Genomic DNA, 13143 nt, shown 5'->3' on the forward strand with positions numbered 1-13143 from the left:
CGATCGAAAGGCTTCCGCATGCGCACGAAGCGCGTCTTCCACGCCGTGGACTCCCACACCGAGGGGATGCCGACACGTGTCATCGTCGGCGGCGTCGGCACCCTGCCCGGCGCCACGATGGAGGAGCGGCGGCAGCGGTTCATGGCCGAGAACGACGGTCTGCGACGCCTGCTGATGAACGAGCCGCGGGGGCACAGCGCGATGAGCGGCGCGATCCTGCAGCCGCCCACCCGGCCGGACGCCGACGTCGGCGTGCTCTACATCGAGGTGTCGGGGTGCCTGCCGATGTGCGGCCACGGCACGATCGGGGTCGCCACGGTGCTGGTCGAGACGGGCATGGTTCCCGTCGTCGAGCCCGTTACGACGATCCGGCTCGACACCCCCGCGGGACTCGTCGTCGCCGACGTCGATGTGGTGGACGGCCACGCCGAGCGCGTCACCATCCGCAATGTGCCCTCGTTCGTCGTGGGCCTCGGGCGCACGGTCGACGTCCCGGGCTTCGGGCCGGTGACCTACGATCTCGCTTTCGGAGGGAACTTCTACGCGATCGTCCGGCTCGACGACCTCGGCCTGCCCTTCGACCGTGCCCGCAAAGACGACCTGCTGCGAGCCGGACTGGCGATCATGGCGGCCGTCGACGAGGCCGACGACCCCGTGCATCCCATCGACACCACCATCCGCGGCTGCCATCACGTCTACCTCGAGGCGCCCGGCTCGACCGCGCGGCACTCGCGGCACGCGATGGCGATCCACCCGGGATGGTTCGACCGGTCGCCCTGCGGCACCGGCACGAGCGCGCGCATGGCGCAGCTCCACGCGCGTGGCGAGCTCGCGCTGCACACCGACTTCGTCAACGAGTCGTACATCGGCACGTCGTTCACGGGTCGACTCGTCGAGCAGACCGAGGTCGCCGGCATCCCGGCGGTCATCCCGACGATCACCGGCCGGGCGTGGGTCACCGGCACGGCCCAGTACATGCTCGACCCGAGCGATCCGTTCCCCGAGGGGTTCGTCCTGTGACCGCGCTGCCGGCCGGGGTGCCCGTCGTCTCGGCGGCCGACATCGAGCGCGCGATGACCCCGGCGGCGGCGGTCGATGCCGTCGCCGCGGCCCTGCGATCGGGGCTCGACGTCGAGGCCGATCACGAGCGCATATTCGCGCCGCTGACGGCGGGCGACTTCCTGCTCATGCCGTCGGAGTCACCGGATGCCGCCGGCATCAAGGTCGCCACGATCGCCCCGGCCAACACGCTGCTCGGGCTGCCGAAGATCAGCGCCTGGTATCTGCTGTTCGACCGCGAGACCCTCCAGCCCACGGCGATCGTCGACGGCACGCGCCTGACGACCCTGCGGACGCCCGCCGTCACCGCTGTCGCCGTCCGCGGTCTGCTCGCCGCCGACCCGCGCGGCGCCCGGCGGCGGATCGACCGTCTCGCGGTGCTCGGGTCGGGTCCGCAGGCGATCGAGCACGTCGCGACGCTCGCCGCGGTCCTGCCCGTCGGCGACGTGGCGATCATCGGGCGCACCCCCGAGCGGGTCGAGCACGCCGTGGCGACCCTCCGGGGCCGAGGCATCGACGCGCGGGCCGGGGCGCTCGCGGATGCGCGCGACGCGGACGTCGTCGTCACCGCGACGTCGTCGAGCACGCCCATCCTCGACCTGGACGACGTCGCCCCGGGTGTCGTCGTCGCCGCCGTCGGCGCACACGGACTCGACCACCGAGAGCTCGGAGCCGACCTCATGCGTGCCGCCGACGTCGTCGTCGAGGCCCGCGCCTCCGCCGCGCGCGAGAGCGGCAACCTCGCGGGCGCAGCAGCCGGCGGTGCATCCCTCGCCGAGCCCGCCAACCTCGTCGAGCTCGTCGCGGGCCGCGTGTCGCGGCGGCCCGGAGCACCCGCCGTGTACACGGGCGTCGGCATGGCCTGGGAAGACCTCGCCGTCGTGCAGGGGATCATGGAGGTCATGCGGCGGGGGTCCGCATCGGAGGAGACGACATGAGCACGCCCGAGTTCCGCAACGTGGTACGACTGGACAAGCAGCCCAGCATCCGCTCGACCGTCACCCGCGCGCTCCGCGCCGCGGTCATCAGCGGCGAGCTGCAGCCCGGGCGCGTGTACTCCGCGCCCAGCCTCGGTGAGCAGTTCGGCGTCTCGGCCACGCCCATCCGCGAGGCGATGCTCGATCTCGCCCGCGAGGGGCTCGTCATCACGATCCCCAACCGCGGCTTCCAGATCACCGAGGTCTCCGAACGCGACCTGCGCGAGGTCACCGAACTGCGCCTCATGCTCGAGCCGCCCGCCGTCGAGCGCGCGACCCCGCTCATCCCGGCCTCGGCGCTGCCGGAACTGCGCCGCAAGGCCGCCGACATCGTCGCCGGCGCGCAGTCGGGCGACCTCGTCGAGTACCTCGCCGCCGACAGCGACTTCCACCTGACGCTGCTGCAGTACGCCGGCAACAGCCGCCTCGTCGATCTCGTGGCGGGACTCCGCTCGCAGACGCGCCTGTTCGGCCTGGCGAACCTGCACGAGCAGGGACGTCTCGTCGCCTCCGCCCACGAGCACGATCTCATGCTCGACGCGATCGAGGCGGGCGACGCGGAGGGCGCGCGCGACCTCGTCCACCGCCACATCGAGCACGTCCTGACCGACTGGTCGGGCGAGGCCCCGACTCGCGCGGATGTCGCGGGGGGCGGTGTCGGCACGTGACGCATCGCGTCGGGAACCCCGACGTCCTGATCATCGGCGCGGGCATCGTCGGCGCGGCCGTCGCACGCGCGGCGGCTGAAGCCGGGTTCTCGGTCACGGTCGTCGAGCGGGGCACGATCGCCGCCGGCACGACGAGCCGATGCGAGGGAAACCTCCTGGTCTCCGACAAGGAGGTCGGCCCCGAGCTCGAACTCGCACTCCACTCGCAGCGCATCTGGCGCGGCGAGCTCGCCGAACACGCATCGCGGTGGGAGTTCGAGGCCAAGGGCGGACTCGTCGTCGCGGCGAGCGAGGGAGGGAAGACGGCCCTTAACGCGCTCGCCGATCACCAGCGCTCACTCGGCATCCGAGCCGACGACGTCCCCGACATCGCGGCACTGCACGGTATCGAGCCCTACCTGAACCCCGCTATGGCGGGCGGGGTCTACTACCCGGACGACGCGCAGGTGCAACCCGTGCTCGCCGCGCATCATCTGCTGCGGCTTGCCCGCGACCGCGGAGCCCGGCTGCTGACGGGCGTGACCGTCACCGGCATCCGCGTCCGCGCCGGGCGCGCGATCGGCATCGACTCGAGCGCCGGCGTCATCGATGCGGGCGTCGTCGTCAACTGCGCCGGTCCCTGGGCGGGCGAGATCGCCGCGCTCGCGGGACTCGAGCTGCCCGTCCTGCCGCGGCGGGGCTTCGTGCTGGTGACCGAGCCGGTCCCGGTGACGGTGCGGCACAAGGTGTACGCCGCCGAGTATGTGCAGAACGTCGCGTCGTCGGATGCGGGGCTCCAGGTCTCGTCCGTCGTGGAGGGCACCCCGAGCGGCACGATCCTCATGGGCGCGAGCCGCGAGCGCGTCGGCTTCGACTCGTCGTTCTCGGCCGAGGCGGTCGGGCGAGTCGCGCGCGCAGGCGCCGAGCTGTTCCCGGTGCTCGCCGACGTGCAGATCCTGCGGACGTACTCGGGCTTCCGGCCGTACTGCCCCGACCACCTGCCGGTCATCGGTCCCGACGCGCGCCTCCCGGGGCTCTGGCATGCCGCCGGCCACGAGGGCGCGGGCATCGGGCTCTCGGTGGGCACCGCGGCCCTCATCGTGCAGGCGCTCTGCGGGGAACCGACGGACCTTCCGCTCGACGCCTTCCGGCCCGAGCGCTTCGCGGAGCGGGTTGCGGCATGAGCGCGGAGATGACGAGCGCGAACGCCTTCGACTTCGACGGCGTCTCGGTACCGTTCCGCCCTGGTCAGACGGTGGGCGGCGCGCTGGCGGCATCCGGTGTCGTGTCGTGGCGGGCCACACGGGGAAGCGGCGAGCCTCGGGGGCTCTTCTGCGGCATCGGCGTCTGCTACGACTGCCTGCTGAACGTCGACGGGCAGCGCTCGCAGCGTGCCTGCGTCACGCCCGCACGGCCGGGGCAGGAGGTCCGCAGCGACGACCCCGGCGCGCCCCTGCCGCTGCCCGCGCTGGACGGGGCGGAGTCGTGAGCGTCGAGAACCGCGCTGTCGACGTCGACCTCGCCGTCGTCGGGGCCGGCCCGGCGGGGCTGTCGGCCGCCGTCGCCGCCGCCGAGACCGGACTGCGGGTCGTGCTCGTCGACGCGGGCATGCAGACGGGCGGGCAGTACTGGCGCCACCCCGACGAACGGCACCTCGACGCGTTCACCGAACCCGAGCACACCGGTCACCATCATTGGGAGCACTACCGGGGACTGCGCGACCGGCTTCACCGTCAGCTCCGCTCCGGAGGCATCGTCCACCGGGCCGGGCGACAGGTGTGGCGGATCGACCGCGAGGCGGGTTCCGGGTTCTCGCTGCGGACGACGGCCGTCGCCGGCGCGGATGCGGTGACGGCGGCCGACCGCACGGTCCGCGCCGAGCGGGTGGTCCTCGCACCCGGCGCCTACGACCGTCAGCTGCCGGTGCCCGGGTGGACGCTGCCCGGCGTCATGGCCGCGGGCGGCGTGCAGGCGATGCTCAAGGCCAATCAGGTGGCGGCCGGGCGCCGCGCCGTCGTCGCGGGCACGGGGCCGTTCCTGCTCTCCGTCGCCGCGGGACTCGCGCGGGCGGGAGTCGAGGTCGTCGCCGTCTGCGAGGCCAATGCGCTCTCGCGCTGGGCCGCCACGCCGCTCCGAGCGCTGCAGGAACCGGGCAAGCTCGTCGAGGGCGTCGGCTACGCGACGACCTTCGTGCGCGAACGCATCCCGCTCCGCACGCGCACCGTCGTCACGGCGGTCACGGGGGAGGGGCGCGTGACCGGTGCGACGATCGCGCGCGTGGATGCCGCCGGGCGGGTGCGACCGGGCACGCAGCGCACCCTCGACGTCGACCTCGTCGCCTTCGGCTGGGGCTTCACCCCGCAGATCGAGCTCGTCGTCGGCGCCGGGGCCGAGACCCGCATCGACGTCGACGGATCGCTCGTCGCGGTCGTCGACGTCGACCAGCGCACGAGCGTGCCCGGCTTGTACGTCGCCGGCGAGGCGACCGGCATCGGCGGCGCCGTGCAGTCGTGCGCCGAGGGCGAGCTGGCCGGGCTCGCGGCCGCCGTCGACGCCGGGCTCGCGGTGCCGACCGCGACGGCGCGACGCCTGCGCCGCCGGATCGCGCGCGGTCGGAGCTTCGCCGTCGGGATGCACCGGGCGAGCCCCGTGCCCGAGGAGTGGGCGACCTGGCTGCGCGACGACACCCTCGTCTGCCGGTGCGAGGAGGTGCCGCTGTCGGCCGTGCGGGCCACGGTGACCGACCTCGCCGCCGACGACGCGCGGGATGTGCGCGTGACCGCACGTCCGGGCATGGGCATGTGCCAGGGGCGGGTGTGCGGCTTCGCGCTCTCGTGCCTCGTCGAGCAGGAGACCGGCCGGCCCCGGCGGCCCGGCGACGTCGAGCCCCTCGTCCGCCGGCCCATCGGCACGCCCATCCGCGTCGCAGACCTCGCCGCGCTCGCAGACCTCCCCGACCCCGCAGACCTGTCTCCCCGGAAGGAAAGCTCATGACCACCGCAGCATCCCCCGCCACCGCGACGCCCGTCGCCGATACCCCGATCGCCGAGGTCGACGCGTTCGTCGGGCTCGCCGCCGACGCGTCATCGGCCTGGCGTGCGGCCTCGATCGCCGTCCGGGGCGAGGCGCTGCGGGCGGTCGCCGAGGGGCTCGACGCGCGCGCCGACGACCTGGTGCTGCTCGCCGGTCGCGAGACGCACCTCGCCGAGGCGCGGCTGCGGGGCGAGCTGAAGCGCACGACGTTCCAGCTGCGCCTGTTCGCCGAGGTGCTCGCCGAGGGTTCCTGGCTCGATGCGCGCATCGATCACGCGGTCGCCGACTATCCGATGGGGGCGCCGCGCCCTGACATCCGTCGCCAGCTCGAGGGCATCGGCACGGTTCTCGTCTTCGCCGCGAGCAACTTCCCGTTCGCGTTCTCGGTCGCCGGCGGCGACACCGCGAGCGCGCTCGCTGCGGGGAACGCCGTCGTGCTGAAGGCCCACCCGGGCCATCCGCACCTGTCGCAGCTGACGGGCGAGATCGTCACCGCGGCCCTCGCGGCGGCGGGAGCGCCCGCGGGCGTTTTCACGGTCATCCACGGGACGGATGCCGGGGTGCATGCCCTGCGGCATCCCGACGTCCGCGCCGCCGCGTTCACCGGGTCGATCGCCGGCGGGCGTGCGCTGTTCGACATCGCGATGGCGCGGCCCGAGCCGATCCCGTTCTACGGCGAGCTCGGCAGCGTGAACCCCGCGTTCGTCTCGCGCGGAGCCGCCGAGTCGCGGGCGGCGGAGATCGCCGAGCAGTTCGTCGCCTCCGTCGTCGGCAGCGCGGGGCAGCTGTGCACGAAGCCCGGGCTGCTGCTCGTGCCCGCGGGATCAGGGGTGATCGACGCGCTCGCCTCGGTCGTGCTGCCCGAGCCCGCGCCGCTGCTGAACGACTCGATCGCCGCGGGTTTCCGCCGGGCACTGGATGCCGCCGCGGGGCACGACGGGGTCGAGGTGCTCACCCGAACGCCCGCATCGGGCGACGACGCCGACCTCGCTCCGGCGCCGGCGCTGCTGCGGACGACCGCGGCGGCCGTCATCGCCGACCCCGATGCCCTGGTATCGGAGATGTTCGGCCCGGCGGCGCTCGTCGCCGAGTACGACGACGACGCCCAGCTCGTGGCCGTCGCGAAGCTGCTCGAGGGGCAGCTGACGGCGACGGTCGTCGCCGAAGAGGGCGATGCGGTGGCCCGCGAGCTGCTTCCGGTGCTCGCGACGAAGGCCGGCCGGGTGCTGTGGAACCAGTGGCCGACCGGTGTCTCGGTGACGTGGGCGCAGCAGCACGGAGGCCCGTACCCCGCGACGACCGCGGTCGGGACGACGTCGGTGGGGACCGCCGCGATCACCCGGTTCCTGCGGCCGGTGGCGTACCAGAACGTGCCCGATGCGCTGCTGCCCGCCGCGCTTCAGGAGGCCAACCCGCTCGACATCCCCCGCCGCGTCGACGGCGTCCTCCACCCCTGACTCCCGCCCCGCCCATCCCGTCGACTCGCCACGAACTGCGGATCCCGGCACCCGCCGATCCGCCTTACGTGGCGAGTCGACGGGATGCGGGTCGGGCTCAGCGACCGAAGAGGCGAGCGAAGAAGCCGTCGGTGCGGGGTGCGGACTCGTGGCCGCCGCAACGGTCGCGTTGCGGGACCCCGCGCATGACCTGGTCGACGTGCTGACCGCATCCGGCCCACGTCGTCTTGCCGCACGTTCTGCAGGTGACCTGTCGGCACATGGTGTGTGTTCTCCGTTCTCGTTCGTGGCCCGTCGGCGACGAGCTCGCGGCCCGACTATACCCCCGGGGGTATTATGGATCGCATGAGAACCATCATCATCGGCGGAGTGGCAGCGGGCATGAGCGCCGCGACGCGACTGCGCCGCCTGGACGAATCCCGCCGGATCACCGTGTACGAACGTGGTGCGCACGTGTCGTTCGCCAACTGCGGGTTGCCGTACCACGTGGGTGGGGTGATCCCCGATCGGTCATCACTCCTGCTGCAGACGCCGGAGGCGCTCGCTCGGCGCTTCGCGCTCGAGGTCCACGTCCGGCACGAGGTGACGGCGATCGACGCCGAGCAGCGGACGGTCACGGTGCGAGATCTGCAGACCGGCCTCGAAGCCGTTGAACGCTACGACGAGCTCGTGCTGGCCACCGGCGCGGCGGCGACGCCCGGTCCCACCGCGAACAGCGTGCCTACGCACACGCTTCGGAGCATCGACGACGTCGACCGGGTCATGGCGGTGCTGGATGCCGCTGGGTCGACGCCTCGCGCCGTCGTCGTCGGCGCCGGATTCATCGGGCTCGAGGCGGTCGAGAACCTCCTCGCCCGCGGTGCGCACGTGACGCTCGTGACGAGGGGGCATCAGGTCCTGTCGCCGCTCGACCCCGAGATGGCGGCGCCGCTGGCTCAGGTTCTGCGTGACGCCGGCGTCGACCTGCGGCTGGGGGTCACGGTCACCGGTGGCGAAGGAGGCGGAGTCACCCTCAGTGACGCCACCGTGCTCGAGGCCGACCTCGTCATCGAAGCGAGTGGCGTGCGACCCGAGCGTGATCTCGCCGAGGCTGCGGGCGTCGCGATCGGACCCACGGGCGGCATCCGGGTCGACGGGCGGCACCGCACGTCTGCCCCGGGGATCTGGGCGGTCGGCGATGGTGTCGAGAAGGTCGACCAGGTCGACGGCGAAGCGGTCCTCGTGACGATGGCGGGCCTGGCGAACCGGCACGGCCGCGCCGCCGCCGACGACATCGCCGGAGCGCGACCGGAGGCCGGAGCGGAAGCCGGATCGGGGGTCCGGGATGCCGCTCCGGCCCTCGGCACCGCGATCATCGGCCTGCTCGGAACCACCGTCGCCATCGTCGGCTGGAACGAGCGCCGCGTGCGCGCAGCCGGTCGACCGCATCGCATCGTGCACACGCATCCGGCATCCCACGCCACCTACTACCCCGGCGCCGAGCCGATGGCGATGAAGCTCATCGTCGACGCGGCGACCGACCGCATCCTCGGTGCGCAGATCGTCGGCGGGGCGGGAGTGGACAAGCGCATCGATGTGCTCGCAGTCGCGATGGCGGCGGGGCTCACCGCGAGTGCCCTGTCGCAGCTCGAGCTCGCGTATGCGCCGGCCTACGGCTCGGCGAAGGATCCGGTGAACATGCTCGGCTACGTCGCGGAGAACACCGCCGACGGCACGACCCCGACGTTGCAGTGGCATGAGCTCGATGCTGCACTGCGCGACGGAGCGACGCTCGTCGATGTGCGAAGCCCTGCCGAGCACGCGGCCGGCTCGATTCCCGGCGCGGTGAACATCCCGCTCGACGAGCTGCGACAGCGCCACGGTGAGCTTGCGCGCGGGCCCGTGATCGTGCACTGCATGGTCGGTCAGCGCGGCCACACCGCGGCGAGACTGCTCGCGCAGCGGGGACACGACGTGCGCAACCTCGATGGCGGATACCGTACGTGGGTGGCCGGAACATCGACGACGCAGGGAGCGACGACATGACGGATAAGAATCGAGCCCTTCACGACGCGCAGGCGGTGCGCAAGGTCGCCAACCGGCTGAAGCGTGCCCAGGGGCAGCTGGCCGCGGTGATCGCCGCGGTCGAGGGAGGGGGAGACTGCCGCGATGTCGTCACTCAGCTCGCTGCCGTGAGCAGCGCGATCGATCGGGCGGGCTTCGCCATCATCGCGACCGCGATGCGCGAGTGCATCACCGACGATGAGGCGGGGTTCGCGGCATCCGCCCCCGCCGCGGATGTCGGCGCGGAGACGGATACCGGCTCCCCAGCGCTCCCGGGTCGCCTCACCATCGCCGAGCTCGAGAAGCTCTTCCTGACGCTCGCCTGACCCCGCGCCCTGCCGTCGACTCGCCACGAACTGCGGATCCCGGCGCCTCCGGACCCGCACTTTCTGGCGAGCCGACGGCTGGGCGGGCCGGTCACCTCAGGTGCTGGGCGCCGACGGCGGCGCGGGTCGCGCTGAGCGCCGCATCGAGGTCGGGGTAGCGCAGCTGGGCGACGCGGATGAAGACGAAGTCGGCGACCGCGAGCTGCGCCATCCGGCTCGCGAGTGCGGCGGCGCGCAGCGTCGCCTCGCGTGCCGGGGTGCGCAGGGTGGCGGATGCCGCGGCGGCGAGCGGCGACTCGGTGTCGTTGGTGATCGCGACCGTGAACGCTCCGGCGTCGGAGGCGATCTCGACGGCTCGCAGCACGTCGATCGTGCCGCCGCTGAACGAGAACGCGATCGCCGTGGTGCGCGCGTCTGCGAGGGCGGCGTGCACGAGCTGGACGTGCGTGTCGTGGGAGCTCAGGCACATGATGCCGATGCGCTGCAGCTTCTGGGCGAGGTCGGCGGCGGCGAGGCCCGATGCGCCGACGCCGAAGGTGACGACCCGCTCGCTGCCGGCGATGGCGTGGGCGATGCGCTCGAGGGCGTCGAGGTCGAGCATCCGGCCGGTCTGCTCGATCGTGCGCGCCTCGTGGAAAGCGACCTTCGCGACCATCTCGGCGGGCGAGTCCGACGGGTTCAGCTCGCCCTCGGCGATGTTCGAGCGCTCGAGCTCCATCGCGCGGCGCGACACCTCCTGCGCGAGCTCGACGCGGAACGAGGGGTACCCGGCGAAGCCCAGGCTCTTCGCGAAGCGCACGACCGATGCCTGCGACACCGACGCGCGCTCGGCGAGGGCCGTGACGGTCGCCGACACGGCGAACGAGGGGTCGTCGAGAACCGCGCGAGCCACCTGCACCTCGGCCGGGCGCAGACGGGGGATGATCGCGCGGGTCGCTTCGAGGACGTCGCCGTCCATGTGCCTCCTCGGGAAGTCGGTTCAGTCTTCCACAGATCTTGACAAAACATGCCGCCAAGAGCACTCTGTGTGAAACAACGTGCCACGCCCGCGCACAACGCCGCGCATCGACGAGGAGCATCCGTGACCACCGCGCACCCCACCCCCGCCACCGAGACGCCCAACCCGCTCACCGGCGAGCTCGACGCGATGTCCGTCGACGAGATCCTCCGTGTGATGAACGACGAGGATGCCGGCGTGGCCGGCGCGGTCTCGGCGGCCATCCCCGAGATCGCCCGAGCCGTCGACCTCGCCGTCGCCGCGCTCTCGTCCGGCGGACGCCTCGTCTACCAGGGGGCCGGCACGAGCGGCCGCCTCGGGGTGCTGGATGCCGCCGAGTGCCCGCCCACCTTCGGCACCGACCCCGCGCAGGTGGTCGGCCTGCTCGCCGGGGGGCACGAGGCGATGTTCCGCGCGATCGAGGGCGCCGAGGACTCCCGCGAGCTCGGCGCCGACGACTTGGCCGGCATCGGGCTCACCGAGCGCGACGTCGTCGTCGGCATCGCGGCATCCGGTCGCACGCCGTACGTGCTCGGCGGACTCGATGAGGCCCGCCGCGTCGGCGCCGCGACGGTCGCGATCTCGTGCAGCCCGAGTGCCGAGATCAGCGCCCACGCCGACGTCGCGATCGAGATCGACAACGGCCCCGAGGTGCTCACGGGCTCGACACGGCTCAAGGCGGGCACGAGCCAGAAGCTCGTGCTCAACATGATCTCGACGGCGACGATGGTGCGCCTCGGCAAGGTCTACGGCAACCTCATGGTCGACGTGCGCCCCAGCAACGAGAAGCTCGTCGCCCGCGCCGTCCGCATCGTCCAGGCGGCGACCGACTGCGACCCGGCCACAGCGCGCCGCGCCCTCGACGAGGCCGACGGCCACGCCAAGACGGCGATCGTCGCCATCCTCTGCGACGTCGACGCGGCGACCGCGCGCGAGCGGCTCAGCGCGGGCGCGGGCTTCGTGCGCGAGGCCGTCCGCGCCCGAGACTGACCCCAGCACCACCACCAGCACATACCCCAGCACCCGACACCCGACACCCGAACCCCGTCCGCCGGAAGGAATCACCGTGGATTACCCCGAACTCAGCGAGGAGATCCTGCCGCTCGTCGGCGGCTCGCAGAACATCGCCTCGTACACCAACTGCATGACGCGCCTGCGGCTGAACCTGCACGACCCCTCGAAGGCGGATGTCGCGGCGCTCCGGCGTCTGACCGGCGTGATGGGCGTCGTCGACGGCCCGCAGCTGCAGGTCGTCGTCGGTCCCGGTCACGCGCAGCGTCTGCGCGACGCTTTCGCCGAGGTCGTCGATGCCCCCGCCGAGGCCCCCGTCGACGATCCCGACGACGAGGTGGCCGACATCGCGGCGGCCGCGGCGGGGAGCCGGGCCACAGGCGCGCGGGCATCCGGCGGCGGTGAGCCCGTCGACGCGGTGACCGACCTGCGCACGCTCCAGCAGGAGAACACGCAGAAGGTGAAGTCGCGGCATACCTCGCGGGTGCACGGGCTCTTCCGTCACATCGCGAACATCTTCGTGCCCATCATCCCCGGGTTCATCGCGTGCGGACTCGTCGTGGCGATCGGCAACATCTGGAAGCTCATCGACCCCGGCGTCGCCGCCAACCCGTGGTTCCTGGTGTTCGCTGCGCTCGGCACGATCGTCGTCGCCTCGCTCAACCTGATCGTGGGACTGAACACGGCGAAGGAGTTCGGCGGCACTCCGGTGCTCGGCCTCATCGCCGGCGCCATCTCGTACCTCCCGGCGCTCGCCGGCATCGCCGCGACGACCGCCGCCGACGGCACGGTGACTCCTGCCCAGCCGCTCGTGCTCCCGCTGTTCGGCGAGCTGAAGCCGGCGCTCGGTGGCATCATCGGCGTCATGGTGACGGCGTGGCTGTTCACCGTGATCGAGAAGTGGATCCGCAAGCGCGTCCCGGCCTGGGCCGACCTCTTCGTCGTCCCGGTCGTCACGCTCCTCGTCGGAGCCGTCATCTGCATCTTCGTGATCATGCCGATCTCGGGTCTGCTCATGCAGGGCATCAACTGGCTGCTCATCGACTTCGCGCTCGAGCGCGGCGGCGTCATCGGCGGATACCTGCTGTCGTCGCTGTTCCTGCCGCTCGTCATGCTCGGCATCCATCAGGGCCTGACGCCGATCCACGCGCAGCTCATCACCGACCACGGCTTCACCGAGCTGCTTCCGGTGCTCGCGATGGCCGGCGCCGGTGAGGTCGGCATGGCGATCGCGATCTTCCTCAAGACCAAGAGCACCCGGCTGAAGAACATCATCCGCGCCGCCCTGCCGATCGGTGTGCTCGGCGTCGGCGAACCCCTCATCTACGGCGTCTCGCTGCCGCTGTTCTACCCGCTCATCACCGCGTGCCTCGGCGGTGGCTTCGGTGGCGCCTTCGTCGCCTTCGGCATCCAGGCCTCCGGCGGATTCGGTGCCGGGGCGCTGGGCCTCTCGGGCGTGCTCATGACTGCGGTCATCACCAACGGCGCGTGGCTCTGGTACGTCGGCGGCCTCGTGATCTCGTACATCATGGGCTTCGTCTTGACCTGGTTCTTCGGGTTCAAAGAGCACATGGTCGAGCGGCTCGGCTGAGA

General features: G+C 72.5%; 12 protein-coding genes. 11 read left to right on the top strand and 1 reads right to left on the bottom strand.

All coding sequences use genetic code 11. The features are described 5' to 3' along the window. The first annotated feature begins 18 nt into the window (after positions 1-18). The 9 genes from DEU36_RS10410 to DEU36_RS10450 all read left to right on the top strand — a co-directional run bounded on the left by DEU36_RS10410 (position 19) and on the right by DEU36_RS10450 (position 9542). Complete coding sequence (locus DEU36_RS10410; protein ID WP_120264082.1) at positions 19-1020, top strand: proline racemase family protein; 1002 nt, start codon at positions 19-21, stop codon at positions 1018-1020. Then, on the top strand, positions 1017-1997 hold the full coding sequence (locus DEU36_RS10415; protein WP_220700911.1) for an ornithine cyclodeaminase family protein: 981 nt from the start codon (positions 1017-1019) through the stop codon (positions 1995-1997). The genes DEU36_RS10410 and DEU36_RS10415 overlap by 4 nt, the downstream gene beginning before the upstream one ends. After that, positions 1994-2704 carry a GntR family transcriptional regulator gene (locus DEU36_RS10420; protein WP_120264083.1) on the top strand — a complete coding sequence of 237 codons (711 nt, stop codon included), beginning with the start codon at positions 1994-1996 and terminating at the stop codon, positions 2702-2704. Before DEU36_RS10415 ends, DEU36_RS10420 begins: the two co-directional genes overlap by 4 nt. Then, entirely contained in the window at positions 2701-3867 is a 1167-nt protein-coding gene (locus DEU36_RS10425) for an FAD-binding oxidoreductase (RefSeq protein WP_120264084.1), read from the top strand. Before DEU36_RS10420 ends, DEU36_RS10425 begins: the two co-directional genes overlap by 4 nt. Next, positions 3864-4172: a (2Fe-2S)-binding protein gene (locus tag DEU36_RS10430; protein ID WP_259455305.1), complete on the top strand. Its 309-nt coding sequence runs from the start codon at positions 3864-3866 to the stop codon at positions 4170-4172. The genes DEU36_RS10425 and DEU36_RS10430 overlap by 4 nt, the downstream gene beginning before the upstream one ends. Beyond that, positions 4169-5677 (top strand): FAD-dependent oxidoreductase, encoded by a 1509-nt coding sequence (locus tag DEU36_RS10435; RefSeq protein WP_120264086.1) that lies wholly within the window; start codon positions 4169-4171, stop codon positions 5675-5677. Before DEU36_RS10430 ends, DEU36_RS10435 begins: the two co-directional genes overlap by 4 nt. Then, entirely contained in the window at positions 5674-7173 is a 1500-nt protein-coding gene (locus tag DEU36_RS10440) for an aldehyde dehydrogenase (NADP(+)) (RefSeq protein ID WP_120264087.1), read from the top strand. Before DEU36_RS10435 ends, DEU36_RS10440 begins: the two co-directional genes overlap by 4 nt. 345 nt (positions 7174-7518) lie before the next feature. Beyond that, positions 7519-9198, top strand: coding sequence for an FAD-dependent oxidoreductase (locus DEU36_RS10445; RefSeq protein WP_120264491.1), 1680 nt, complete (start codon positions 7519-7521; stop codon positions 9196-9198). Further along, positions 9195-9542, top strand: a complete 348-nt coding sequence (locus DEU36_RS10450; RefSeq protein ID WP_120264492.1) for a metal-sensitive transcriptional regulator — start codon at positions 9195-9197, stop codon at positions 9540-9542. The genes DEU36_RS10445 and DEU36_RS10450 overlap by 4 nt, the downstream gene beginning before the upstream one ends. A 91-nt stretch (positions 9543-9633) precedes the next feature. Here DEU36_RS10450 and DEU36_RS10455 read toward each other — a convergent pair whose 3' ends face one another. After that, the gene (locus DEU36_RS10455; protein WP_120264088.1) at positions 9634-10500 is read right to left on the bottom strand and encodes a MurR/RpiR family transcriptional regulator; all 867 of its coding nucleotides are present in this window, start codon (positions 10498-10500) and stop codon (positions 9634-9636) included. Positions 10501-10623: 123 nt separating this feature from the next. Here DEU36_RS10455 and murQ point away from each other — a divergent pair, with 123 nt between their 5' ends. Then, the gene (gene murQ / locus DEU36_RS10460) at positions 10624-11529 is read left to right on the top strand and encodes an N-acetylmuramic acid 6-phosphate etherase (RefSeq protein ID WP_220700912.1); all 906 of its coding nucleotides are present in this window, start codon (positions 10624-10626) and stop codon (positions 11527-11529) included. A gap of 76 nt (positions 11530-11605) precedes the next feature. Then, positions 11606-13141: a PTS transporter subunit EIIC gene (locus DEU36_RS10465; RefSeq protein ID WP_120264090.1), complete on the top strand. Its 1536-nt coding sequence runs from the start codon at positions 11606-11608 to the stop codon at positions 13139-13141. The last annotated feature ends 2 nt before the right edge of the window (positions 13142-13143 follow it).

The sequence above is a fragment of the Microbacterium sp. AG238 genome (genome assembly GCF_003610405.1).
Taxonomy (GTDB): domain Bacteria; phylum Actinomycetota; class Actinomycetes; order Actinomycetales; family Microbacteriaceae; genus Microbacterium.

Excerpts from the sequence above, each read along its gene's own strand:
- DEU36_RS10420 (WP_120264083.1), top strand. The coding sequence starts at position 1,994 with ATGAGCACGCCCGAGTTCCGCAACGTGGTACGACTGGACAAGCAGCCC.
- DEU36_RS10450 (WP_120264492.1), top strand. The coding sequence starts at position 9,195 with ATGACGGATAAGAATCGAGCCCTTCACGACGCGCAGGCGGTGCGCAAG.
- DEU36_RS10430 (WP_259455305.1), top strand. The coding sequence starts at position 3,864 with ATGAGCGCGGAGATGACGAGCGCGAACGCCTTCGACTTCGACGGCGTC.
- DEU36_RS10440 (WP_120264087.1), top strand. The coding sequence starts at position 5,674 with ATGACCACCGCAGCATCCCCCGCCACCGCGACGCCCGTCGCCGATACC.
- DEU36_RS10455 (WP_120264088.1), bottom strand. The coding sequence starts at position 10,500 with ATGGACGGCGACGTCCTCGAAGCGACCCGCGCGATCATCCCCCGTCTG.
- DEU36_RS10445 (WP_120264491.1), top strand. The coding sequence starts at position 7,519 with ATGAGAACCATCATCATCGGCGGAGTGGCAGCGGGCATGAGCGCCGCG.
- DEU36_RS10410 (WP_120264082.1), top strand. The coding sequence starts at position 19 with ATGCGCACGAAGCGCGTCTTCCACGCCGTGGACTCCCACACCGAGGGG.